Origin of the sequence: Aphanothece stagnina RSMan2012 (genome assembly GCF_046764815.1) — a bacterium.
Classification (GTDB): domain Bacteria; phylum Cyanobacteriota; class Cyanobacteriia; order PCC-6307; family Cyanobiaceae; genus NIES-981.
Genome location: NZ_JBKOUC010000026.1, coordinates 1 through 23,624 on the forward strand (window position 1 = coordinate 1; position 23,624 = coordinate 23,624).

The following is a 23,624-nucleotide window of genomic DNA, read 5'->3' on the forward strand; positions in this document are numbered from 1 at the left end:
CTCTCGTGAGAAGACACCCCCTGCTCGCGTGGCAGCACCAGTCGCTTGTTTCTTTTGACGGGACCTCACACCTTCACTGCTCGTTCGTCACGTCCATCCCCACAACAGCGGCCTCACCACCAGGCAGCTCCAGCCTCTCAGCCGTCGCCCACTCAGCAGCTCCTCCCCTGTTCCAGGAACCCCGTGACGCAGTGAAAGCGTCAGTTCCTAAACGTTTCGGTTGTCCAGGTTCTGCCTCCTCCACTCCGGTTCCCCGGAGCTCTCGGTGGCCGTCGCCTCCCGGCGACCCAGAAAACTTACAACACCGTTCGGCTCGCGCCTCCTGATCCCGTAAGCCCCGCTAACCCCTCAGCTTCCGCTCTGGGGCGCAGTCCAATAATCTACCACACGCGTGGGCAGCAGCCCCCTCACGGATCGGCGGCAAGGGCCTGGAGGGCCTCCGCCCAGGGCATGAAGCGCTCCAGGGTTTCGGCGCGATCGGCCGCCAGCACCGGATAGTCAGCCACGGCCTGGTCGCTGCCCGGCACCAGGTTCTCGGGCGAGCGGAGCAGCCAGCGCAGCGGACACTGGAGCTCGCTGAGGACCAGCCAGGCCGCAGCCAGGTCCCAGATCTTCGGCGTCGCCTCCAGGGCCGCCACGGTCTGTCCCATCGCCACACTCACCAGGTTGAGACTGGCCACGCCCAGCAGCCGGATCTTCCCGGGGAACCTCCGGTCGGGCAGTTTCTGCAGGACACCGATGGAACGGCTGCAGAGGGAGGCGCAGCCGGCGGGATGGGCCTGCAGGGAAGGAGGCCGCAACACCTTGTCGTTGCGCCAGGCCCCCTTGCCGCGCACCGCCACGATCCTCTGGCCCAGGGGAGGAACATCGAGGACGGCCAGCACGGGACGACCGTGCTCGAAGCGGGCCAGGGAAATGGCCCAGTAGGGGATGCCCGCCGCAAAATTGGTGGTTCCATCCAGCGGATCGACCACCCAGTAGGCGTCGCTGAGCGGCACCTGCTTGTTCCCCTCCTCGCTCAGCACCCCCTCATTGGGGAACAACGCCGCCAGCCCCTCCACCAGGGTGGCGTCACTCCAGCGATCGCAGGCGGTGATGAGGCTGCCATCGGCCTTGACGTCGGAGACCGCATGCCCGAAATCGGCCCGCTGACGCTCCGCCACCCGATCGATCAAGGCTGCCAGTCCAGGATCCAGGGCAGAGCGCGTGAGGGCTTGGGTCATCCGATCTCGAGGGCCAGGACCTTGCTGAGACTTCTGCCCGTATCCTCCCTGAACTGGCGGAGATTGACGCGGGCGAGCAACGCCAGGGACGCCAGTGCCACCAGCGCCTCAATCCCGAGCACGAGGGCATAGGGGGGGAACGCCGTCGCCCCCAGACCAGTGAGATCCTGGAGCCAGCGGCCCAGATCCAGCAGCCCGCCACCGAACACCTTGCCGAGCGCACGGGACATGGCCTGGGCCAGCCCCCAGACCCCCACAAAGGTGCCGGCCGCCTCGGGAAGGGTGAGGTCCAGCATCAGCACAAGGGCGCTGTTGGTGCCGATCCCGGCCGCCAGGCCGAACAGGAAGAGCACCGCCTGAAGCACTGGAACCCGGGCAGTGAGACCAGCCAGCAGCAGCAGCAGCAGGCTGGCCGCCATGAGCTGGCAGCCGAGACGGGCCGTGGCGAGCTTGCCGAGGCGGGGCACGATCCACAGACCGGCAAGCAGCAGACCGATCAGGGTGCCGATCCCCCAGAGCGCGTTGAGGGAGGCCGTCGCGGCGATCGGCATGCCGAAGACCTCGGCGCCATAGCTCTCCAGGATCGGATCCTGGAGAAACAGTGCCAGGGTGAACAAGACCAGGAACAGGAAGAAGACGAGCACCTGGCGGCTGGAGGTGATCAGGGCCCAGGCCTGCCGCAGGGTGATCCCATCGTCGCGGCTGCCCGCCTGGCTGGGGCTGCCTGGGGCGCCTCGGGATTCCATGCCCAGGGTGGCCAGGACGGTGAGCAGAAGCACCACCACCACCAGGCGGCCCATGAAGCCGAACAGCACGGGCTCCAGCACGGCCGGATCCTGAACACCGTCGAGGCCCCGCAGGCCGATGGCGATGCTGATCGCCCCGATCACGATGCCGACGGTGAGCAGACACCAGATGATGCTCACCGCCCGGGGGCGCTCCCGCTCGTCGGTGCGGTCGATGACCAGGGCCAGGTAGGGGGTGGAGGCCATCGAGATCGCCAGGCCGTAGGCCGCAAACAGACCACACAACGCCACCACCCCAGCGGCCAGCGCCAGGGAATCCCCGGCCTGCAGCAACCGCGCCACGTGGAAGATCAGCGGGATGGAGAGCACCGCAAGGCCGCAGAAGAGGGCGGTTCCGATCCAGATGTAGGGGACCCGGTGGCGGCCGGCCAGGGGGTGGGAATCGGACAGCTGGCCGAACAGCACCCTGGCGGGGGAGACGAACTGCTCGAAGGCCAGGGCACCTCCGACCAGCAGGCCGGGGAAGTTCAGCTCACTGATCATCACCCGGTTGAGCATCCCGGCGAAGACCACGGCCAGGCAGCCCAGACAGGCCTGGAAGAGACCGAGCCGCAGGGTCGGGAGCAATCCCAGGGAGCGGGGTCCTGGGACAGCCCGCGGCATTGAAGGAAGCACCGCTCAGAGGGGGCCTGGACTCGAGGCCTGGCAGGCCGGCAGCAGCGGGGTGGGTTCCACCGGCACATCGGCCGCCGCATCCGGTTTGATCGGCGAGAGCGCACGGCTGGGGCAGGCCGCGATCTGATCGAGACCGGTGCGGCGGCGCAACTCGGCCAGGTTCACGTTGTATTCCGTGATGGCCTGGGCGTAACGCACCTCGGCCTGGGTGAGGTCGCGCTGGTTGTCGACCACCTCCCGCTGGGTGGTGACACCGGCCTGGAAGCGCAGGCGCGCCAGGCGCAGGGACTCTCGAGCGGAGAGCACTTCCCGTGCCGTGGTCGTGATGTTGCGGTTGTTCTTCTCGAGGTTGAAGAAGCTCTCCTCCACCTCCTGACGGATGGAATCGCGCCGTTCGGCGAAGCGGAAGGTGTTCTCCTGGGCCAGCTGCTTGCTCTGGCGGGCCTGGGCAGCGGCGGCCCCGCCATCGAACAGCCGCCAGGAGAGGTTCAGGCCAACGGAGGTGTCGTAGGCGTTACCGGAGCTGACCACAAAGTCACCCGTGCCCTGGTCGCCATCGAACCAGGTGGACTCAAAGCCCGCAAAGATGTTCAGGAACGGCTGGATCTCGCCAAGGGCCACATTGGCCTGGCTGTTGGCGATCGAGATGTCGAGCAGGGCCTGGTCGAGTTCCTCGCGGAAGGCATAGGCCGCCACGATGCTCTCCTGCAGGGAGGGCTGCCATACCCCGAGCACACGGGAAGGGTCTGCGGCCGTGGGGGTCACGTTCTGGGGCAGATCCAGCAGGGCCGCCAGGGTGCGGCGGGCAATGGATTGCTCGGCCAGGGCGGTGGTGAGCAACTGCTGGTCGCGGGCGAGCTGGGTCTCGGCCTCCAGGACCTCGAGCTTGGTCGCCACACCAGCCTGAAACCGGGCCCGGGAATCCCGCAGGCTGATCAATGAGGCCCGCACCGACTCCTGGCCGATGCGCACCTGGTCGTCCCGCTGCTGAAGGTTGAAGTAGGCCTGGGCGGCCTGAAGGCGCAGTTCGCGCAGACCGATCACGTACTGGTACTTGGCCCTCTCGAACTGGTCACGGGCCGCAGCGATCGAGGGAGTGCGCTGGGGGTTGATCAGAGCCCACTGGGCCGTGATCGCAACACCGGCCGCCCAGCGGTCTTCGTTGGTGACCTGGGTACCCCCCAGGCGCACGTTGTCGCGCCGCTGGCCGGTGGTGTAGGTGGGCAGGGCCGTCGCCTCCAGGTTCAGATTCGGATACCAGAGGGCGATCTGGGCCCGCAGGTTGCTCTGGGCCTGGTCGACCTGGCTGGCAATGGCCTTGAGGTTGGGGTTGTTCACCTCAGCCAGGTTCTCGATCTCACTCAGGCTGAGGGGCCGCAGCTCCTGGATGGTGACCTGATCGGGTCGGGTGGGCAGGGCCAGGGAATCGGGGGAGGGCAGGGCCCGCAGGGGGGCCAGGAGCTCGGTGGCGGCTGGCGCGACGATCTCGGGGTTCACCCGTGGTCTGGATCCCTTGACATCCGGGGCCCACGGCAGGATCTGGGTGGAGCCACCGGCGCTGTCCTGGACTTCGGCTGGGGAAGCTTCCGCCCCGGCGGTCTCGGACGCGGGGGCCTGGGCGAGCGGATCGCCAACGGCCGGGGCCGCCAGCTCGGCGGTCGGGGCGGGATCCTCGCGAACCTCCTCGGCCCTGACTGAAGCGGCCGTCAGGGGCAGCCCCAGGAGCCCAAGCAGGGCCAGCCGGAATGCGGTATGGAACACGCCGTGTTTCGAGCCTTTGTTGCGGAGTTTACGGATCCTGGACAGATTTGCCGATACAAGAGGCCACCAAGTCGTCCGCACCTGTCAGAAGCTGCACCGGAACGGGCAGTTCGGCTTCCAGGCGCTCCAGGCTCATGTCATCCAGGAAGACGGGCTCGCCCTGGCGCAGCATCACGGAGGGCAGCAGCAGGCACTGCCCCAGATCCCGACCCTTGAGCCCATCGAGCAGATCGGCCCCGGTCAGCAAGCCGGTCACCACCTGGTCCTGCCCCCAGTAGGGGCTCGGCAGCCCATGCAGCACCAGGTCCAGGCCCTCGACCCGGTTGAGGCGCTCCACCACCGGCTGGAGCGCCTCGGCCACCAGCCGGCCCACAACCCAGCTCAGTCGGCGTGGCCGCGCCAGATGGGTGGGCAGCTGGCGGGTCGCCCGATCCAGATCCTCGAGAAAGGCGCGGATGCTGCCGACACCGTTCTCCTGCTGAGGCAGGTCCTCGTACTGATCCCGGGGCGGCAGCGGCAAACCTGCCAGCAGATACCACTCATCCGAAAGCCAGGCGAACCGGCTGCCGAGCTGCCGGCGGAACTGCTCCTGCAGGGGCTCCACCTGGGCAATGACCCGACGGGCACAGGCGCGATCCACCGGGATCAGGGCATCCCCGGCAGGCCGGAACCGGGTGAGGCCGACAGGCACGACCGCCGCCGAGAGCACCGCAGGCCACTCCCCTGTGGCGAAGCCGGCCAGGTCGGTGAGGGTGCGCTCCAGGGCCGGACCATCGTTGAGGCCGGGACAGACCACCACCTGGGCATGGATCTGCAGGTCGCGGTCGGCGAACCACTGCAGTTGCTCCAGCAGCAGGCCGGCCCGGGGGTTGACCAGCAGGCGGCTGCGCAGCGCCGGATCGGTGGCATGCACCGAGACGAACAGCGGTGAGAGCCGTTGCTCCTCGATCCGCTGCCAGTCGGCCGGGGTGAGGTTCGTGAGGGTGAGATAGGAGCCGTAGAGAAAACTCAGGCGGTAATCGTCATCCTTGAGGTAGAGGCTGCGGCGCCGACCGGGGGGCTGCTGGTCGATGAAGCAGAACGGGCAGGCGTTGTTGCACTGGCGAAGCCCGTCGAACAGGGCCTCGGTGAACACGAGGCCGAGCCCCTCATCCAGATCCTTCTCCAGCTCGACGGTGTGACGGGTGCCACTGGGGTCCTCGACCTCCAGCACCAGTTCCTCCTCCCCGACCAGGACCTGCAGGTCGATCAGATCGCGGGGACGGCGCCCGTTGATGCTCAGCAACCGGTCTCCCGGCTCGAAGCCGAGTTCGGCGCCGATCGAACCAGGTTCGACGCTGGCCACCACGGCCGGCTGGGGCAGCCTGGGCTGCACGTCGTCGGCGACAGCCAGGGCGATGCCGGCGGAGGGTTCCTTCCACATGGCCGCCGCAGGTCAGATCCGCTCCACTACCCCTCCACTGTGCCGCGCAGCCACAGCAGGATCGCCAGCCCGAACAGGAGGCGGTAAGCCACGAACAGCCAGGTGCTGTTGCGCTGCAGGTACCGGAGCAGCCAGGCGATCGCCGCCCAGGACACCACGGCAGCCGCGACGATCCCGACCAGCATCGGGATGGGGCCACCGCCGGCGGGGGTGGCCAGCGCCTCCTTCAGCTGCACGAGACCGGCCAGGGTGATGGCCGGGATGCCGAGCAGGAAGGAAAAACGGGCGGCATCGGCCCGCTGCCAGCCATCGAGCAGCGAGGCGGTGAGGGTGCTGCCGGATCGGGAGACCCCCGGCACCAGGGCCAGCATCTGGGCCAGGCCCACCACCACCCCATCCCAGGGCCGCACGGCCTGCAGCTGGCGGCGGCGGCTCCCCAGCCCCTCCGCCAGGGCAAGGAACAGGGCCATCACGATCGAGACGACGGCGATCGCGGTGAGACTGCGCAGGGGTGAGTGGTCATAGTCCGGCACCCAGAGCTTGATGGCCATTCCGGCGAGCACGATCGGCACCGTGCCCAGGGCGATGGCGAGGCCCAGCCGAGCCTCGGGATCGCGCCACTGGCCATCGCGGAAGGCCCACGCCACCCCCTGCAGCACCTGGGCCAGATCCCTGCGGAAGTAACCGATCACCGCGGCGATGCTGCCGAGCTGGATGACCGCCGTGACGGCGACGCCGGGATCGCCCCAGCCCAGCAGCACCGGCACGACCTTGAGATGGGCGGTGCTGCTGATCGGCAGGAATTCGGTGAGCCCCTGCACCACACCCAGCACCAGGGAACGCCAGCAGGCCTCCAGGAGGCTCAGATCTCCGATCGACCCAGCGGCCTGCTGCATCACCCCAACCCTGTGTGAGCTGACCCTATGGCCAGGGGCGCGCGATTCACCCCTTAAGGTTGGACAACTTTCTTCACAAGCCAGGTGATCGGGGCCCGTCCCAGCACGCTCACAGCGCCACTGGTCCCGACACCGCTGGCCCCTGCCACACCCGTGGAACCGGCGCCCTGGGCGCCCGCTGGCAGCTCTGCCTGGGGCGGCCGCTGGGCCGCGTGGGTTTCCCTGTCCCGTGGTCCCTGGTCCGCGGGCCTGGTGCTGAGCAGCGCCCTGCTGGTCACCCTGCCGGTCTTTCTGCAGGCCCCCTGGGTGCGGATCTCCCCCGCCAGCGCCGCCGCGTTCACGGCCGTGCTGCTGGCAGCCGGCCTGGCCCTGGAGCGGTGCGACGCACCCGGGCGCCGAAACGCCGGGCTGCTGCTGATCGGCTTTGCCGGCAGCTGGCTGGCGGGCTCACTGTTCTGGGGCTGGGCCCGGCTCCATCCGCTCTGGCACCTGCCGATCGAGGCCATCGCCCTGCCGCTGGCCCTCGGCGGCCTCACGATCCCCCGCTGGCGGCTGGCCTGCGGCTTCTACCTGGGCTCCCTGCTCGGCACGGCGGCCACCGACGCCGCCATCGCGGCCACGGGGCTGATGCCCCTCTGGCCCGCGGCCCTGGCGGCCTCACCGGCGGAGGCCGCCCAGCTGCTCCACAGGGCTGCGGAACAGGTTCTGCAGCCCGCGGCCCTCAGCCTGGTGGGCTGTTGTGCACTGCTGCTGCTGCAGGCGAGTCGCTGGCTGTGGCAGCGGGGCGAGGCCGGCCGGGTGGCCAGTGCGGCCCTGGCCACCACCCTGGCCGTGGATGGACTCTTCCTGCTCGCCGCCCTGCTGGCACCTCGGCTGAGCGGCCTGATCTGAGCGGGGCCATTCCCGCCCCCAGGAACGGCCCGGGGCGAGCGGATCAGCGGCCCCGGCTCCGGCGGCGATCTGAAGATCTGCAAAAGGCTGGTCCGGGCTCGAGCGGGAGCCTGGCCTCCTTCTGTAGCGTTGTGAGCCGGTGGCTCGTCCACCTCTGTCTCCCGCCCACCTACGGAGTGTCGTCGTGATGAAACGGCTGGTTGCCTGGTTGATGAGCGGTGTGGTGCTGGCCGGCCTGCTGGTCACCCTGGTCCTTCCCCCCGCTGCCGTTGCCGCTGAGCTGCGGAACCTGGCAGACGACAAGATCGCCGAACGGGGCGACAAGGTTGACCTCAACAACAGTTCCGTGCGTCGCTTCCAGGACTATCCGGGGATGTACCCCACCCTGGCCGGCAAGATCGTCCTGGGCGGGCCCTACGACAGCGTCGACGACGTGCTGAAACTGGACCTGACCGAGCGCCAGAAAGAGCTCTTCAACAAGTACAAGGAGAATTTCACGGTCACCCCCCCGGCGATCGCGCTCAATGAAGGTTTCGACCGGATCAACGACGGCCAGTACCGCTGATCCCGCTGCTTAAGCTCAGCGCACCGTTGAAAGCCGTCGGGGCCTTCCGGCGGCTTTTTTCATGCCGGCAGCTGCCGGAAGCCCCCAGCCTTGATGGCGCAGTTCGACTGGGATGTGGTTGTGGTCGGGGGCGGAGCCGCCGGTCTGATGGCCTGCCTCGAGCTGCCCGCAGATCTGCGCGTGCTGCTGCTCAACAAGGAGCGGGCACCCCGCTCCGCCAGTCGCTGGGCCCAGGGCGGCATCGCCGCGGTGACGCGACCGAACGACAGCTTCGCCAGCCATGTGGCCGACACCCTCAAGGCGGGGGCAGGGCTGTGTGATCCGGAGGCCGTGGACCTGCTCGTCCATGAAGCCCCGGCCTGTGTCCGGCGGCTGCTGGAGCTGGGCATGGCCTTCGACCGCGATGGGGGCGCGCTGAGCACCACCCTCGAGGCCGCCCACAGCCACCGCCGCGTGCTGCACGCCCAGGACCGGACCGGTGGTGCCCTGGTGGATGCCCTGGAGCGGGAAGTGCGCCGGCGGCCGGGGCTGGATCAGCGTCAGGGGGTGGTGGCCCTGCAGTTGTGGGTGGAGGACGGCCGCTGCTGCGGCCTGCAGGTGCTCGAGGCCGGACGCATCCACTGGCTCCGGGCCAGGGCGGTGGTCCTGGCCACCGGCGGCGGCGGCCACCTGTTCGCCCACACGACCAACCCGGCCCAGTCGAGCGGCGACGGCCTGGCCATGGCCTGGCAGGCGGGGGCCCAGGTGAGGGATCTGGAGTTCGTGCAGTTCCATCCCACAGCCCTGATGCTGCCGGGAGCGCCCCATTTCCTGATCTCCGAGGCCGTGCGCGGGGAAGGGGCGCGCCTGCTCGACAGCAGCGGGGCCAGTCCGGTGGAGGGCCTGCCTGGCGGCGATCTCGCCCCGCGGGATCAGGTGAGCCGCGCCCTCGCCCGGCGCATGCGCGAGCAGGGGGTGGACCATCTCTGGCTGGACCTCCGACCGGTGGGGGAGCGGCGTCTCGCCAGCCAGTTCCCGACGATCCTGGGCCGTTGCCGCGAACTCGGCCTGGAGCCCACGGCCGCGCCGCTGCCGGTTGCGCCTGCCGCCCACTACTGGATGGGGGGCGTCAGCACCGATCTGCGGGCTGCCACCACCGTGCCTGGCCTCTACGCGGTGGGGGAGCTCGGCTGCACCGGCGTGCACGGCGCCAACCGACTGGCCAGCAACTCCCTGATGGAATGCCTGGTCTTCGCCAGGCAACTCCGCCACATCCGGCTGACGTCCAGCGGTCCCGCCGGCAGCAGCTTCGCCAGCCCCGGATCGGAGCAGGTCCTGGCTCCCCCCGCCACCAGCACGGTGGCCCTGAAAGCCAGGATCCGCTATCTGCGGGACCGCTGCTGGCAGGTGGCGGGGGTGGAGCGGCAGGGTCACCAGCTGGTGCCGGCCCTGCGGGACGTGCGGCGGGAGCGGCTGGAGGTCGAGACCGATCCCTGTTGGCAGCGGCTGCACACCCAGCCGACGCATCAGGTGCTCAGCCTGGATGCCGCCACCCAGCAGGGGGTCCGGCATCTGCAGGAGCTGCATCAGCGGCTCGTGCTTGCCGAGCTGCTGATCGAAGCGGCGCTGTTCCGGGTGGAGAGCCGGGGCGGGCACTTCCGCACTGACGCCCCTGCTCCCCAGCCCTTCTGGCGCGTTCACACGACCCAGATGCTGGCCAGCTCCATCCGGACCATCGCGGTGGGGGGTGGGACAGGCCCGGTGGAGGATCAGCCCCGGTAGCCGCTGAGTTCAGCGAGCTTGGCCAGGGGCTTGACGCCGGCGTCGAGCTTGCCGTTGATCTCCCAGGTGGGGAAGCCCTCCACCCCCTTGCTGTCGCAGAGGGCCTTCTGGCTGTTGCGCCCATCGGGCGCGCACTCGATCACCTTGAGCTTGGCGGTGGCCTCCTTGCCGAACAGTTCCTTCTGCTCGTGGCAGTGGGGACACCAGTAGGCGCTGTACATGACCGCGCCGCTGCTGGTGAGGTGCTCGGCCAAGGCCAGGGTCTCGGGCGTGCTCGCGCTGAGCACCGCCGGCGGCACACCCCGCGCGGTGACGACCTCCGGACGATCGACCGCAGCGGCCCAGCCCAGACCCACCAGCCCCACCACCAGGGCCACCAGGATCGTGCGGAAGAGCAGCTGGCCGCGGTCACCCCAGTCGCCCCCGATCAGGCTGAGCACCAGCAGCGCCACACTCAGCAGGGCCGAGAGCACGCAGAAGAAGCAGAAGGCCTGGATCTTCAGCACCATCACGCCCATCAGCAGCAGGCTGAAGACCGCCATGCCCGTGCTGGTCAGCAGCAGGCCCCACCAGCTGAGGGCCCCCAGGCGGGTGCGCAGGTCACCCCGCAGCACCAGGGGGAGCAGCGCCATCAGCACCACGGCCAGGTAGGCCAGGAAACCGAACAGCGAGAGGGGCTGGCCGAACAGGGTGCCCCAGGCACTGTTGAGCACCTTGTCGCAGCCCTCAGCGCCGCCCGGACAGGTGAGGGCGCCAAGCCAGCCCCATCGCTTCAGGGTGATCGAGCCGGTGTCGATGGCACCCACCGTGGCCAGCGCGGCGAGAGCCACCCGTACCCAGCGCTTGGCGGGTTCAGCGCGGCGGCGGCTGGAACTGAGGCGATCGCTGAGGCGGCTGGAGGTCACGAGCAGCAGGCAGTGGGCGGATTCTCGCAGCAACGCCACCGCCCTGCCCCATAGGGTGGAGGATCGGCCGGCGTCCGCCCATGAGCACCCCCCGCAAAACCGTCGCGTTCACCCACCTGGGCTGTGAAAAGAACCGGGTGGACACCGAACACATGCTCGGACTGCTGGCCGAAGCCGGCTACGGGGTCTCGGCCGACGAGAGCGACGCCAGCGTGGTGGTGGTGAACACCTGCAGCTTCATCCAGGACGCGCGCGAGGAGTCGGTGCGCACCCTGGTGGAGCTGGCCGCCCAGGGGAAGGAGCTGATCATCGCGGGATGCCTGGCCCAGCACTTCCAGGAGGAACTGCTCGAATCCCTGCCGGAGGCCCGCGCCATCGTGGGCACCGGCGATTACCAGCACATCGTTTCGGTGCTGGAGAGGGTGGAGGCCGGCGAGCGGGTCAACCAGGTGAGCGCCACGCCCACCTTTGTGGGCGATGAGCACCTGCCGCGCTACCGCACCACCAGCGAGGCGGTGGCCTACCTCAAGGTGGCCGAAGGCTGTGACTACCGCTGCGCCTTCTGCATCATTCCCAGGCTGCGCGGTGATCAGCGCTCCCGTCCCATCGAATCGATCGTGGCCGAGGCCCGCCAGCTCGCCGCCCAGGGGGTGCAGGAACTGGTGTTGATCAGCCAGATCACCACCAACTACGGCCTCGACCTCTATGGCGAGCCCCGGCTGGCCGATTTGCTGCGGGCCCTCGGCGCGGTGGAGATCCCCTGGATCCGGGTGCACTACGCCTACCCGACGGGGCTGACTCCGGAAGTTCTGGCCGCCTACCGGGAGGTGCCCAATGTGCTCCCTTACCTCGATCTGCCCCTGCAGCACAGCCATCCGGAGGTGCTGCGGGCCATGAACCGTCCCTGGCAGACGCAGGTCACCGGTGGGCTGCTGCGCCGGATCCGCGACGCCCTGCCCGAGGCGGTGCTGCGCACCACCTTCATCGTGGGCTTCCCGGGCGAGACCGAGGAGCACTTCCAGCACCTGCTCGATTTCGTGGCCGAGCAGCAGTTCGACCACGTGGGCGTGTTCACCTTCTCCCCCGAGGACGGCACCCCCGCCGCCGACCTGCCCAACCCCGTTCCGGCCGCCGTGGCGGAAGAGCGCAAGCACCGGCTGATGGCCTTGCAGCAGCCGATCGCCGCCGCCCGCAACAGCCTCTGGGTCGGGCGGATCGTGGATGTGCTGATCGAGCAGGAGAACCCCAGCACCGGCGAGATGCTGGGCCGCTGCTCCCGGTACGCTCCGGAAGTGGACGGGGAAGTCCGCGTGCACCCCGGGGCCGCAGGACTCTGCGCCTCTCCCGGCACGATGGTGCCCGTGCGGATCACCGCAGCCGACACCTATGACCTGATCGGTGAAGTGGTCGGGGCCGCCGCCATGGTGGAGGAGGCTCTGGCCGCCGTGGGACCAGCCCTGGGCTGAGCGGGATCAGAAGCGCAACCCGACCGGTAGGGCGAACGGCGGGGCGGCTTCCAGCTCAGATCAGCGGGGGTTGGCTCAGATCAGCTTGATCCCGCGCAGCACGACGGAGGCCAGCAACGCGGCGGTGAGGCCACCGCCCACCAGAGCCAGATAGATCGCGGCACCCATGGCGGTTTCAACGCAATTACGTGGGGCCATTACAGCAGAGCCCGGGGATGGGCGGCAGCGGGTGGCCGGGATCCCTAGGGTTGGGTCTCACCCAATCCAGGGGGTAGCCCAGAGCACTGGCTTCATCGCTCCGCAGCTGCCACGAAGCTGAGCCGCCGCCACCGTGCAGGGGTCGATCGGGTCTGGAGCGGGCCTTGCCGAGGCCCATGGGCCTCGGACGCTTCGTGGGCACTCCTCTCGTCTGCCCCTCGGATTCCTCCATGCGCACTCTGCTGATCTACCCGGAATTTCCCAAGACGTTCTGGAGTTACGAAAAAATCCTGGAACTGGTGAACCGCAAGGTGCTGCTCCCACCCCTGGGAATGGTCACCGTGGCCGCCCTGCTCCCCCAGCAGTGGCCGATGAAGCTGGTGGACCGGAACGTCCGGGAGGTCACCGAAGACGAGTGGACCTGGGCGGAGCTGGTGGTGATCTCGGGAATGATCGTCCAGAAGGACGACATGGCCGCCCAGATCGCGAGGGCCAAGGCCCGGGGCCTGCCCGTGGCGGTCGGGGGCCCCTTCGCCAGCTCCACGCCCGATGCCCCGGAACTGGATCTGGCCGATTTCAAGGTGCTCGACGAGGGGGAAATCACCCTGCCGCTGTTCATCGAGGCGATCGAACGGGGCGAACGCAGCGGCCGGTTCAACGCCGGCGGCGAGAAGCCGGATGTGACCGGTACGCCGATTCCACGCTTCGATCTGCTCGAGATGGAGGCCTACTCCGAGATGTCGGTGCAGTTCTCGCGGGGGTGCCCCTTCCAGTGCGAGTTCTGCGACATCATCGTGCTGTACGGGCGCAAACCCCGCACCAAGGAACCTGACCAACTGATCGCGGAGCTGCAGCGTCTGTATGACCTGGGCTGGCGCCGGTCGGTGTTCCTCGTCGACGACAACTTCATCGGCAACAAGCGCAACGTCAAGCGTCTGCTGCCGGCGCTCAAGCAGTGGCAGATCGAGCACGGGTATCCGTTCAGCTTCGCCACGGAGGCCTCCGTGGATCTGGCCGCCGATGAAGACCTGATGCAGATGATGGTGGAGTGCCGCTTCGAGAGCGTGTTCCTCGGCATCGAAACACCGGACGAAGCCAGTCTCGAAACCGCCGGCAAGCGCCAGAACACCCGCAGTTCCCTCGATGAATCAGTCGACCGCATCACCTCCTACGGTCTGCGGGTGATGGCCGGCTTCATCATCGGGTTTGACGGTGAGAAGCAGGGGGCGGGCGATCGGATCGTCGATTTCGTCACCCGCACCGGCATTCCCCACGCGATGATGGGGATGCTGCAGGCCCTCCCCAACACGGCCCTGTGGCATCGCCTGGAGCGGGAGGGGCGATTGATTCAGGACTCCGCCGCAGCGAAGGGCGTGAATCAGACCAACCTGCTCAACTTCGTGCCGACGCGCCCGATCCGCGACATCGCCAACGAATACGTGGAGGCGTTCTCCCGGCTTTACGAGCCCAATGCCTACATCGACCGGGTTTACCACTACTTCCTGAAACTGCCTCCCCAGAAGTACAGGGAGTTCCTGATCCCGGACAAGCGCAGCGGCCAGAAAGGAACCAGCTGGGTGGACATCCGGGCCCTGGGCATCATCGTCTGGCGCCAGGGTTTCCGCCGCGACACCCGCTGGCGGTTCTGGAAAGCGCTCTACGGCATGGCACGGCACAACCCCCAGCGCTTCACGGGGTTCATTTCGATCCTGGCTCACAACGAGCACTTCCTGGAGTACCGCTCCATCGTGCGGCGGGAGATCGAAGCCCAGCTGGCCCTGCTCCCCCCCGAGCCCCCGAAACCGTCGAGCAAGCCCGCGCCGGAGCTGGTGTCCGCCTAGACCCCGGCCTGTGCACCTGGTCCGGACTGATCAGTCCTGGATGTAATCCAGACCCTGCTCGAGGCACCACTGCGCCTTCTGCAGTTCCCGGCCGAGGTAGAGCGCGTGGTCGAGGCGGCTCAGGGGGTGGGGGTCTTCGCCTTCGGTGAGGGCGATGCCCAGTTCCTTGGCGGTGCGCCCCCGGTAGATCGCCAGGGGCTGGCGGGGACCGCCGCCCCGGCAGCTGAGCACCTCGCCGGTGTCGGGATCGGTCGCCAGACCCCGCGCGTCGATGCCGTTGCCGTAATGCTCGGCGATCAGCTCGCCGGCGTCCCGATCCAGCTTGATCAGGAAATACCCGGCCGGATCCAGAGCGATCACCCGGCCCGAGAGCCCGTCGTCGAGCTCCTGGCGCCGCTTCGAGAGCGGGGGACGATCCTCAGCCGGGCGCTGGGGGCACGGCGGTGGCGATGGACTGTGGGACATGGGGGGGATCGTAGGCAGCGTTGAAGGGCAGCTCGGCATTGATGGCCTCGATCTCGCGGGCCATGGCGGCATTGGCACCGGGGAGCCAGTTGCGAAGGATGGTGTCGAAGCGTGGGTCGCTCCAGCGGTGGAGACTCACCCGCGGCTGGGCCACGAATCCACGGCGCCGCTTGTGGCTGCCGCCTGCCCCGGGGTCGAAGTGGGCCAGGCCCGTCTCGATGGCCCAGGCGATGGGGGCGTAATAACAGACCTCGAAATGGAGGCAGTCGAGGTCCACATCACTGCCCCAGTAGCGGCCCCACAGATGGTCCCCGCCACGCACGCACAGGGACATGGCCAGGGGCTCACCAGGGTCGCCCCGATGGGCGCTGAACAGCACCAGATGGCGACGCAGCCCCGGGTCGGCGGCCAGCGCCGCGAAGAAGGCCTCGCTGAGGTACTTGCTGCCCCAGGGCCCCCAGCGGGCGCAGTGTTGGGCGTAGAAGTCGTGCATGCGCTCCACCAGCGGGGCCGGGATCGCCTCGCCCACCAGCGGCGTCACCTGGACACCCGCCTCCTGGACAGCCTTGCGTTCCCGCCGGATGTTGCGGCGCTGGTTGGCATTGAAGCTGGCCAGATAGTCCGAGAAATCGGCGTGGCCCGGATTGCTCCACTGGCTCTGCTGGTTGATCCAGACGGCACAGCCCGCCGCCTCGGCCAGGGGTCTCCAGGCGGGATCCACGTAGAGAAAGTTGCAGCTGAGGATGCCGTGCTCCAGGCAGAAGGCATCGATCAACTCCAGCATCAGGGCCGTCAGTGCGGCGGCATCCTCCCCCGGCGCGATCAGGAAGCGGTAGCCCTGCACCGGGCTCACCGGGCTCATGCCCACCAACTTGGGGTAGTAGCGCAGGCCCAGCTGGCCGGCGAGCTGGGCAAAGCTCTGATCGAACACGAACTCGCCGTAGCTGTGACCCTTGAGGTAGAGCGGGGCCACCGCCAGCAGCTGCTCGCCGCGCCAGAGGGCCAGATGGCAGCTCTGCCATCCCTCCCGGGGGACCACGCTGCCGCTGTGCTCGAGCTCCCGCAGCCAGCGCCAGCGGTAGAAGGGCAGATCATCGGCCAGCAGACCATCCCAGGCCTGCTCCGGCAGCTCTGCGATGGACCGGTGCCAGCGGGCGAGCAGCTCAGCCATGGCGTGGGCAGTCCGGCCGGGGCAACCTAACCACCGGGGTCCGGGCGTGACGCACGCCGGCGGTAGTGGAGGAGCCACTCCCCTCCCCCCAGATCGCGGCCTTCGAGCAGCTCCCAGTGGGAGGGATGGTCCAGGGCCGGCAGCTCCAGCCAGTGCGCTGGCCCCCCCAGCAGAAGCGGGCAGAGGGTGAGCTGCAGCTCATCCACCAGGTCCTCGGCCAGCAGCGCCCCGGCCAGGGCGGCGCCGCCGAGCAGGACGAGCCGCTCCAGGCCCCCCCGAGCCAGGTGCGCCAGAGCCTCTCGCCAGGGCCCCAGCGCCAGGTGGCGGTCAAAGCCCGGCGGGGCGGTGACGGTGGACGGTGCCAGCAACCAGCGCTGCAGCGGCTGATCCCAGAAGGGCAGGCCGGCAGGCACGTCGCCCGAGCGGCTCACCACCACGGCCGCGGGCTGGGGGGACAGGCCCAGCTGCCGACGCCGGGCCAGCAGATCGGGGGCGTGGATCAGGCAGGTGCCGCCGTGGAGACGCAGGGTCCGGGCGCCGATCAGGCAGGCGTCGGCCCAGGTCAGGGCCTGCTCCAGGGCGCGGCGGTCTCCCGGGCCTCCCAGCTGGGCCGCACCACCGCTGGGGGGTGCGAGCCGGCCATCCAGGCTGATCGCCAGCACCAGGCGCAGCGTGGGCAACCCGGCGGCGGCGAGGGGCACGGGAGCGTGGATCAGCGGGCGACCAGGGCCTCCAGGGCGGCCGGCACCATCTCGAGCTGGGGGATCTCGGCAAACACCTCGGCGGCGTTGTTGGGGCTCTCCTGCAGCCGCACCTTGTGCAGACGGGCACCGGTGGCCGCGATCGGAGCCGTGAGCAGATCGGCGATGTGCAGGGCGATGTTCTCGGCGGTGGGGACACAGGTGGCGAAGTGTTCCACGTCCTTGTTGAGGAAGGTGTGGTCGAAGGGCTCCACCACCAGGTCGTCGACCAGGCGCTGAAGCTCGGCCAGATCGCAGACCATGCCGGTACGGGGATCGATCGGCCCCCGCACGGTCACATCCAGCAGGTAGTTGTGGCCATGGCCGTGGGGACGGGCACACTTGCCGTAGATGGCTTCGTTGTCCGCCTGGCTCAGCTCCGGACGGGCAAGGCGATGGGCCGCCGCGAAGTGGGTGCGGATCGAGAGGAAGGCTTCCATGGGAAGGGAGGCGTCGGGGGAGTCCGGGGAGGGGGGCAGCAGGTCGACCCAGAGATTGGCCTGCTCGTAGAGCCGCAGACCGGCCAGGGGCAACAACGGCGCCAGGCGGCTCCAGATGGCACGGCCCAGGGCTTCGGTGGTGGGGAGGGTGCCCTCCGGGCGGGAAAGATCGAACTCCGGCCACACCGCGTTGAGGAAGCGGTAATCGAGCTGGGCGGTCACCTCGGAGCGGATGGCGTGCTTCACCTCCGAGAGGTTGAGCACCATCCCGTCGGCATCGAGGGGACCGGCCATCGCCACGATGAGCTCGTAGTTGTGGCCATGGCCCGGGGCCAGACTGCAGAGACCGAAGCGGGCGAGGTTCTCCTCCTCGGAGAGTTCCGGCAGCCAGTAGTGGTGGCTGGCGCTGAATATGGCCCGTCGGGTGATCAGACAGGGCCGTCCCTGGCCGTGACCGCGGGAGACGGCGGTTCCGGAGAGATTCCCCTGGATGGGTGGCGCGACGCCCTGGGCCGGCCTGGCACGTGCCGTCATGGGGCTCGAACGCTGGGGCTCCATCCTAGAAACGAAGCCTGTTTGCCGAGGGAGAGGCCATGGTCGCAACCGAGCACCAGGGGCTGGCCCGGCGCCTGCAGGGCCTCAACCTGTACCTGGTGGGGATGATGGGCAGCGGCAAGAGCGCGGTCGGCCGTCCCCTGGCCGAAGCCCTGGGCTATCGCTTCATCGATGCCGATCAGGTGCTGGAGGCGGCGGCCGGTCGCCCGATCCCCCGGATCTTCGCCGCCGATGGCGAGGAGGGTTTCCGGGAGCTGGAGACCTCCGTGCTCGGTCAGATCAGCGGCTGGCACTCCCTCGTGGTGGCCACCGGGGGTGGGGCGGTGACCCGGCCGCAGAACTGGGGACACATGCACCAGGGGGTGGTGATCTGGCTGGATGCGCCCGAGCCCCTGCTGCTCAGCCGGCTGTCCCACGACCCCACGCCACGCCCCCTGATGGCCGCCGCCGATCCGGCCGAGCGCCTGGCGGCCCTGATGGCGACCCGACGCCCGCTGTACGCCCAGGCCGACCTGCGGATCAGCCAGGCCGGCGGGCAGGGGCCGGAAGCCGTGGCCGCCATGATCCTGCGGGACCTGCCGTCGATCCTGCGGGAACGTCCCAGCGCCCCGGAGGATCCCGTGCTGCTGCGCGACGGGGACGGAGCCCTGACCCACTCCCTCAACTAACCACCGGCCCCGGGAGGATCCAGCCGCACGGCGAACCACTGGACGGCCCTGCCTGGCTCGATCTCCAGTTCACAGGCCGTTTCCAGCAGGCGTTCGGCCCGGGCGCGAGCGCCGTCCAGACCGGCGAGGTCCGCCGGCACGCTGCTCAGACCGGCGAGCTGGCTCTCGAGCCAGCTGAGCGTCTCGGCCGCCGTGAGGATCTGCTCGCCCCCGGCCGGCTCCAGCACCACGTAATGATCGAGTTCCCGCATCAGGGGATCGGACATGGGCAACGCGCTGGTGGGAGTCATCCTGGCGCTGTGGCTCGCGGTGCTGCCGACGGGTTCGGGGCAGCTGGGCGAGCGGCTGGGCCAGTGGCCCGCCTGGCGGCTGCCCGCCCCGCTGCCCCGGCCGGGATCGGGCGATCTGGTCTACCCGACCTGGCTGGAAGGGACCTGGGCGGTCCAGGAGGATGGCCACCGGGCCGAGGGTCCCGGATTCCGCGTTCGGTTCCTGAGGCTCCCGGGTGGTTCCGTGGTCGGAGATCGGGCCTTCAATGCGCGGGCCATGGGGCGGGCCCAGCTGGGGGAGGACCTGCTGGGCGTGGAGGACGATCCCTCCAATCCCAACCGGCAGATCGCCCGGTTGCGCGGTCCTGGAGGGGCTCCCCTGCAGCTGGAGTCACGGGTGATCGGCAGGCGGCAGGAACAGCTCGGGGCCGGCACGTTCCTGGCCGACGAGCTGGTGCTGCAGGTGCTGCACGGCCCTGGGAATCCGCGGGTGAGCCGGGTGGAAACCCTGAGCCGCTTCGCGCTCGCCGCCGATGGCGCCATCGCCGTGGAGCAGTGGCAGGCGAGCTATCCCTCCCCGGCCGAGGGTCTGGTGGCCGCCCCGATCCGCAGCGAGCACCGTCGGTTCCGACTGCAGCCGATCAGCTCCGACCCACCTCCACGAGGATCCGATCCCGCCAGCTGAACAGGGGTTCCAGCAGGGGATGGTCGGCGATCCCACAGACACCGTGGCCGGCCAGCGGCGCGCCGGCACTGGCCGGGAAGTGCAGCAGGGAAAGCTGGGCCGCCACCGCCAGGTCGGCCAGGCTCAGCCCTGCTCCCACCAGGTAAGGGCGATCGGCGATCAGCACGGCGAGCTGCTCGAGGTTGCTCTGGAGTTGGCGGCGCTCCTGGGGCCCGAGCAGAGCGGTGACCGTCTCGCCGAAGCCCGCCAGCCAGCCACCCGGCAACCCTGAGACCAGCTGCCTCAGGGGCCCGGGGGTGGCCGCGGGCAGCAGCCCGGAACGCAGCACCGGATCGCTCACGGCCGCCTGCAGCAGGGCCAGGCGTGCCCCGGCCGCCAGAGCCGTATCGGCCCAATCCTCCAGCAGCAGCACCAGGGCCCTCTGCTCCGGCTCCGTGGGCAACAGCGCCGGCAGCGGATGCTGCGCCTCGAGGTGCAGCGCAATGGCGCTGGAATCGGCGATCACCTCGGAGCCATCGACCAGCACCGGCACCTGGCGCTGGCCCGAGAGGCGGAACAGCTCGAGCTGGCCCACCCCCGGGGTCACCTCGACCACGCTGTAGTCGAGCCCCTTGGCGGCCAGCACCAGCCGGACCTTCTCACAGAAGGCGGAATGCCGGAACTGGTGGAGCTGCATGCGTCAAGCCCGGAGCCAAGGCGGCAGAGTAGCCAGCAGGCATCAGAAGAGGGGTTCCCGGAGGCCATGAAGGACTTCCTGCTCAACGTGACGCGCTACCCGCGCTATCTGATCGCCTTCGGGCTGGGGGTGGCCAACTCGGTGCTGGAGCCCCTTGCCGCCCGGGGGCGCAATCCGGTGACGGCCGTGGCCCTGATCGGCGCCGCCATCAGCGGGCTGCTGAGCCTGGGGCTGATTCTGCGTGCGATGGTGAACCCTGTACCGATGGCTTAGCCATGGCGCAGGGGCGACGGGTGGAACGGGTGGCCTCCCTGATCCGCCGGGAAGTGAGTGAGCTGCTGCTCACCGGCATCAAGGACGAACGGGTCGGCCAGGGCATGGTGAGTGTCACCACTGTGGATGTGGCTGGCGACCTTCAGCACTGCAAGATCTTCGTGAGCGTGTTCGGCAGCGACGCCGACCGGGAACTGGCGATGGCGGGACTGCAATCCGCCACCCCGTTCGTGAAGGGAGAGCTGGGACGCCGCCTCAAGATGCGCCGGACACCCGACGTGCGCTTCGTGCTGGACCGGGGGATCGAGCGGGGAACCTCCGTGCTCAGCCTGCTGAACCGGCTGGAGGAGGAGCGCAGCGTGCGGGGGGATGGGGAAACCGCCGACCCAGGCACCGCTGCCCAGGACAACAACGGGCCGGCCTGAGCAGGGCATGGATGGGCGGGGGATGCAGCCGGCATGACGCGATGAGCCCCATGGCAACGGACCATCCCCCCGATCCGGGCCTGCGGCGTCTGGTGGCCGAACTGCTGGTCGTGCGTGCCAGCGGCCATCTGGCCGACCACCAGCGGCGTTATCCCCGCTGGGAACTGGCCAATGCCGAGCTGCGGGAGCTGCTGGAGCTGGGGGTTGGCGGGGTGATTCTGCTGGGCGCCGGCGCCGCCGAAGTGGCCCTGCGCTGCGACCAGCTGCGGGAGTGGGCCGGCCAGCCCCTGCTGCTGTGCGCCGATGTCGAGGAAGGGGTGGGGCAACGCTTTGAGGGGGCCAGCTGGCTGGTGCCGCCGCTCGGCCTGGGGCGGCTGCACGCCCGGGCTCCGGCAGAGGCCCTGACACTGGCGGAGCGCTACGGCCGCTGCACCGGCCAGGATGCCCGGCGCCTCGGTCTGAACTGGGTGCTGGCGCCGGTCTGCGATGTGAACAACAACCCCGCCAACCCGGTGATCAACGTGCGGGCCTGGGGGGAGAACCCGGACACCGTGGCCGCCCTCGCGGCGGCCTTCTGCCGCGGGCTGCAGGCCGAGGGTGTCCTGGGCTGTGCCAAACACTTCCCGGGCCACGGCGACACCAGCTCCGATTCCCACCTGGAACTGCCGACCCTGCCCCACAGCCGGGCCAGATTGGAGCGCATTGAACTGCCGCCCTTCCGCAGCGCCATGGCCGCGGGGGTGGAGGCGGTGATGACCGCCCACCTGCTGCTGCCCGCCCTCGATGGCAGCCGGCCCGCCACCCTCTCAGCTGCGGTGCTGACCGATCTGCTGCGCAGGGACCTGGGCTTCGAGGGCCTGGTGGTGACCGATGCGCTGGTGATGGAGGCCATCAGCCGCCACCACGGCGCCGGAGAGGCTGCCGTGCTGGCCCTGGCCGCCGGGGCTGACCTGGTGCTGATGCCGGCCGATGCCCACCAGGCCCTGGCGGGCATCGAAGCCGCCGTGCTCAGCGGCAGGCTGGAGCGGGCGCAGCTGGAGGCCAGTGCGGAACGTCGCCGGGCGGCCCTGGACCGGGTGCGACCGGCCGGCGGCGATCCTCGCCTGGCCCCGCAGGCCGATGGGGCCCTGGAGGAGACCCTGGTCCGGCGGACCCTGGAAACCAGCACCGGTGCCCGGCCTCGACGCTGGGAACCGGCCAGCCATGGTCAGGGCATCAACCTGGTGCGGCTGGACACGGCCCTGCAGGCACCGTTCCTGCCCCTCGGCGCGCCTGCCCTGGCCACACCCACGGCGGCCGGACTGGCGCCGTGCCTGGTGGATGGGCTGGGGCCCCGGCTCTGGGGCGACGATCCGGCCGCCCCTCTGGAGCTGGGGCGGCTCGGCAGCGGCCCCGTGCTGGTGCAGCTGTTCGTGCGGGGCAACCCCTTCCGGGGCACCGCGGGAGGCGATGAGCCCTGGCCGGCGGCCATCGCCCAGCTGGTCGGCGCCGGACGGCTGGCCGCCCTGGCGGTCTACGGCAGCCCATACGTGTGGGAGAAGCTGCGGCCCCTGGTGCCCGCCCCGATCCCCGCGGCCTACAGCCCCGGCCAGATGCCCCGGGCCCAGCGGGCCGTCCTGGAGGCCCTGGGCCTGGGGCACACTGGCGGCCAGGAGGGCTTCACCGACTGAGGCCCCTGCCCTGCATGCAGACCTGGTGAAGCCGCCGCCGATGCTGAGCCTCTCGATGATCGTGCGCAACGAGGCGCTTCGGCTCGAGCGCTGCCTGACTTCGGTGGCCGGCTTCGTGGACGAGATGGTGCTGCTGGACACCGGATCCACCGACGACACGGTGGCGATCGCGAAGCGCTGCGGTGCCGTCGTGCACAGCATGCCCTGGCCCGGTGACTTCGCCCCCGCCCGCAATGAAGCCCTGCGCCGCGTGGGCGGGGACTGGGTGCTGGTGCTGGATGCCGATGAACAGCTGCTCGAATCCGCCCACGCACCACTGCGGGAGTGGATGCGGCAGCCGGATGTGCTGCTGGTCAATCTGCTGCGCTTCGAGCGGGGAGCCCGCCAGTCGCCCTATTCCAGCGTGAGCCGCCTGTTCCGCCGGCATCCGGCACTCCACTGGAGCCGGGCGTACCACAGCCAGATCGATGACAGCGTGCTGGCCCTGATCCAGCAGGAACCCGGCTGGCGCATCGTCGACTGCGCCGAGCCCGCCCTGGTGCATGACGGCTACACGCCCGAGCTGCTGGCCACAGGAGACAAGGCGCACCGGCTGCGTCGGGCGATGGAGCAGGAACTGGCCAGGGATCCCCATGACCCCTATGCCTGCGCCAAGCTCGGCAGCCTGGAGGTGAGCGAAGGCCACCGCGACCGTGGGATCGCCCTGCTGCAGCGCGGACTGCAACACTGTCCCGCCACGGCCGTGCCGGAACGCTACGAACTGCTGCTGCACCTGGGCCTGGCCCTGGCGCCCCGGCACCCCCAGCAGGCCGCAGGCCTCTACCGCCAGGCCCTGGATCTGGGCCTGCCCGCGCGCGTCAGCCTCGGAGCCCGGCTGAACCTGGCCGCGCTCCTGTGTGACAGCGGCCAGCTGGTCGAGGCGGCCGCCCTCTGCCGTGGGGCCATCCAGGCGGCACCGGAGGTGGGGCTGGCCTGGTACAACCTGGGGCTGATCGAACGGCGGCAGGGCCAGCTGCCCGGGGCCATCACCGCCTACCGCCAGGCCCTCGGCCTCGATCCTGGCCATGCCGAAGCCCATCAGAACCTGGCGGTGGCCCTGCTGATGAGCGGGGACATCGTCGGCGCACGGGCTGGCTTTCGCCAGGCCATCGGGCTCCTGCAGCAGCAGGGCCGCACCGCCGAGGCCGAGGATCTGCGCCGACGGGCCGCGTCACTGGTGAAGCTGGAGGACTGACC

The 23,624-nt window shown here is 69.7% G+C and carries 23 protein-coding genes; 11 read left to right on the forward strand and 12 right to left on the reverse strand.

Annotation, left to right across the window (positions count from 1 at the left end):
- Nucleotides 1–407: 407 nt before the first annotated feature.
- From ACLNEE_RS14410 to ACLNEE_RS14430, 5 genes are read right to left on the reverse strand one after another with little or no spacing between them, the layout of a single operon-like run.
- Nucleotides 408–1,223 (reverse strand): inositol monophosphatase family protein, encoded by an 816-nt coding sequence (locus tag ACLNEE_RS14410; protein ID WP_411423883.1) that lies wholly within the window; start codon nucleotides 1,221–1,223, stop codon nucleotides 408–410.
- Entirely contained in the window at nucleotides 1,220–2,596 is a 1,377-nt protein-coding gene (locus ACLNEE_RS14415; RefSeq protein WP_412007258.1) for a BCD family MFS transporter, read from the reverse strand. The genes ACLNEE_RS14410 and ACLNEE_RS14415 overlap by 4 nt, the downstream gene beginning before the upstream one ends.
- Before the next feature lie 51 nt (nucleotides 2,597–2,647).
- A complete protein-coding gene (locus ACLNEE_RS14420; RefSeq protein ID WP_411423881.1) occupies nucleotides 2,648–4,405 on the reverse strand; it encodes a TolC family protein in 1,758 nt (585 codons plus the stop codon).
- A 28-nt stretch (nucleotides 4,406–4,433) separates the two neighbouring features.
- Nucleotides 4,434–5,828, reverse strand: coding sequence for a TIGR03279 family radical SAM protein (locus ACLNEE_RS14425; RefSeq protein WP_411423880.1), 1,395 nt, complete (start codon nucleotides 5,826–5,828; stop codon nucleotides 4,434–4,436).
- Between the two features lie 26 nt (nucleotides 5,829–5,854).
- On the reverse strand, nucleotides 5,855–6,724 hold the full coding sequence (locus tag ACLNEE_RS14430; RefSeq protein ID WP_411423879.1) for an undecaprenyl-diphosphate phosphatase: 870 nt from the start codon (nucleotides 6,722–6,724) through the stop codon (nucleotides 5,855–5,857).
- 252 nt (nucleotides 6,725–6,976) lie between these two features.
- Here ACLNEE_RS14430 and ACLNEE_RS14435 point away from each other — a divergent pair, with 252 nt between their 5' ends.
- The 3 genes from ACLNEE_RS14435 to nadB all read left to right on the forward strand — a co-directional run bounded on the left by ACLNEE_RS14435 (nucleotide 6,977) and on the right by nadB (nucleotide 9,941).
- Complete coding sequence (locus ACLNEE_RS14435; protein WP_412007259.1) at nucleotides 6,977–7,615, forward strand: DUF3120 domain-containing protein; 639 nt, start codon at nucleotides 6,977–6,979, stop codon at nucleotides 7,613–7,615.
- A gap of 187 nt (nucleotides 7,616–7,802) precedes the next feature.
- Entirely contained in the window at nucleotides 7,803–8,180 is a 378-nt protein-coding gene (psbU, locus tag ACLNEE_RS14440; protein WP_411423877.1) for a photosystem II complex extrinsic protein PsbU, read from the forward strand.
- A gap of 93 nt (nucleotides 8,181–8,273) precedes the next feature.
- The gene (gene nadB, locus ACLNEE_RS14445; protein ID WP_411423876.1) at nucleotides 8,274–9,941 is read left to right on the forward strand and encodes an L-aspartate oxidase; all 1,668 of its coding nucleotides are present in this window, start codon (nucleotides 8,274–8,276) and stop codon (nucleotides 9,939–9,941) included.
- On the opposite strand, the gene ACLNEE_RS14450 is transcribed toward nadB, so the two are convergent.
- Complete coding sequence (locus tag ACLNEE_RS14450; protein WP_411423875.1) at nucleotides 9,929–10,885, reverse strand: vitamin K epoxide reductase family protein; 957 nt, start codon at nucleotides 10,883–10,885, stop codon at nucleotides 9,929–9,931. The genes nadB and ACLNEE_RS14450 overlap by 13 nt on opposite strands.
- 41 nt (nucleotides 10,886–10,926) lie before the next feature.
- On the opposite strand from ACLNEE_RS14450, the gene rimO reads away from it, so the two are divergent.
- The gene (rimO, locus tag ACLNEE_RS14455; RefSeq protein WP_411423874.1) at nucleotides 10,927–12,312 is read left to right on the forward strand and encodes a 30S ribosomal protein S12 methylthiotransferase RimO; all 1,386 of its coding nucleotides are present in this window, start codon (nucleotides 10,927–10,929) and stop codon (nucleotides 12,310–12,312) included.
- A gap of 428 nt (nucleotides 12,313–12,740) precedes the next feature.
- Nucleotides 12,741–14,351 carry a B12-binding domain-containing radical SAM protein gene (locus ACLNEE_RS14460; RefSeq protein WP_411423872.1) on the forward strand — a complete coding sequence of 537 codons (1,611 nt, stop codon included), beginning with the start codon at nucleotides 12,741–12,743 and terminating at the stop codon, nucleotides 14,349–14,351.
- A gap of 30 nt (nucleotides 14,352–14,381) precedes the next feature.
- On the opposite strand, the gene ACLNEE_RS14465 is transcribed toward ACLNEE_RS14460, so the two are convergent.
- From ACLNEE_RS14465 to ACLNEE_RS14480, 4 genes are read right to left on the reverse strand one after another with little or no spacing between them, the layout of a single operon-like run.
- The gene (locus ACLNEE_RS14465; protein ID WP_411423871.1) at nucleotides 14,382–14,816 is read right to left on the reverse strand and encodes a DUF4346 domain-containing protein; all 435 of its coding nucleotides are present in this window, start codon (nucleotides 14,814–14,816) and stop codon (nucleotides 14,382–14,384) included.
- Nucleotides 14,770–15,987: a GNAT family N-acetyltransferase gene (locus tag ACLNEE_RS14470; protein WP_411423870.1), complete on the reverse strand. Its 1,218-nt coding sequence runs from the start codon at nucleotides 15,985–15,987 to the stop codon at nucleotides 14,770–14,772. Before ACLNEE_RS14470 ends, ACLNEE_RS14465 begins: the two co-directional genes overlap by 47 nt.
- Nucleotides 15,988–16,013: 26 nt before the next feature.
- Nucleotides 16,014–16,688 (reverse strand): RibD family protein, encoded by a 675-nt coding sequence (locus ACLNEE_RS14475; protein WP_411423869.1) that lies wholly within the window; start codon nucleotides 16,686–16,688, stop codon nucleotides 16,014–16,016.
- Nucleotides 16,689–16,699: 11 nt separating this feature from the next.
- Nucleotides 16,700–17,701 (reverse strand): 6-carboxytetrahydropterin synthase, encoded by a 1,002-nt coding sequence (locus ACLNEE_RS14480; protein ID WP_411423868.1) that lies wholly within the window; start codon nucleotides 17,699–17,701, stop codon nucleotides 16,700–16,702.
- A 59-nt stretch (nucleotides 17,702–17,760) separates the two neighbouring features.
- On the opposite strand from ACLNEE_RS14480, the gene ACLNEE_RS14485 reads away from it, so the two are divergent.
- Nucleotides 17,761–18,390: a shikimate kinase gene (locus ACLNEE_RS14485; protein ID WP_411423867.1), complete on the forward strand. Its 630-nt coding sequence runs from the start codon at nucleotides 17,761–17,763 to the stop codon at nucleotides 18,388–18,390.
- On the opposite strand, the gene ACLNEE_RS14490 is transcribed toward ACLNEE_RS14485, so the two are convergent.
- Nucleotides 18,387–18,656 carry a CRR7 family NDH-1 assembly protein gene (locus ACLNEE_RS14490; RefSeq protein WP_412007260.1) on the reverse strand — a complete coding sequence of 90 codons (270 nt, stop codon included), beginning with the start codon at nucleotides 18,654–18,656 and terminating at the stop codon, nucleotides 18,387–18,389. The genes ACLNEE_RS14485 and ACLNEE_RS14490 overlap by 4 nt on opposite strands.
- Here ACLNEE_RS14490 and ACLNEE_RS14495 point away from each other — a divergent pair.
- On the forward strand, nucleotides 18,655–19,344 hold the full coding sequence (locus ACLNEE_RS14495; RefSeq protein WP_412007261.1) for a DUF6816 family protein: 690 nt from the start codon (nucleotides 18,655–18,657) through the stop codon (nucleotides 19,342–19,344). The two genes, ACLNEE_RS14490 and ACLNEE_RS14495, sit on opposite strands and share 2 nt — an antisense overlap.
- Here the strand turns inward: ACLNEE_RS14495 and ACLNEE_RS14500 are convergent.
- Nucleotides 19,301–20,020, reverse strand: coding sequence for a glutathione S-transferase family protein (locus ACLNEE_RS14500; RefSeq protein ID WP_411423864.1), 720 nt, complete (start codon nucleotides 20,018–20,020; stop codon nucleotides 19,301–19,303). The two genes, ACLNEE_RS14495 and ACLNEE_RS14500, sit on opposite strands and share 44 nt — an antisense overlap.
- Nucleotides 20,021–20,086: 66 nt before the next feature.
- Here ACLNEE_RS14500 and ACLNEE_RS14505 point away from each other — a divergent pair, with 66 nt between their 5' ends.
- Genes ACLNEE_RS14505 through ACLNEE_RS14520 form a run of 4 tightly spaced genes read left to right on the forward strand, consistent with a single transcriptional unit; the run spans nucleotide 20,087 to nucleotide 23,622 of the window.
- Entirely contained in the window at nucleotides 20,087–20,293 is a 207-nt protein-coding gene (locus tag ACLNEE_RS14505; protein WP_412007262.1) for a DUF751 family protein, read from the forward strand.
- A gap of 2 nt (nucleotides 20,294–20,295) precedes the next feature.
- Nucleotides 20,296–20,718, forward strand: coding sequence for a 30S ribosome-binding factor RbfA (rbfA, locus tag ACLNEE_RS14510; RefSeq protein ID WP_411423862.1), 423 nt, complete (start codon nucleotides 20,296–20,298; stop codon nucleotides 20,716–20,718).
- Nucleotides 20,719–20,768: 50 nt separating this feature from the next.
- Nucleotides 20,769–22,388, forward strand: a complete 1,620-nt coding sequence (locus tag ACLNEE_RS14515) for a glycoside hydrolase family 3 N-terminal domain-containing protein (RefSeq protein ID WP_411423861.1) — start codon at nucleotides 20,769–20,771, stop codon at nucleotides 22,386–22,388.
- Between the two features lie 25 nt (nucleotides 22,389–22,413).
- A complete protein-coding gene (locus ACLNEE_RS14520) occupies nucleotides 22,414–23,622 on the forward strand; it encodes a glycosyltransferase (protein ID WP_412007263.1) in 1,209 nt (402 codons plus the stop codon).
- The last annotated feature ends 2 nt before the right edge of the window (nucleotides 23,623–23,624 follow it).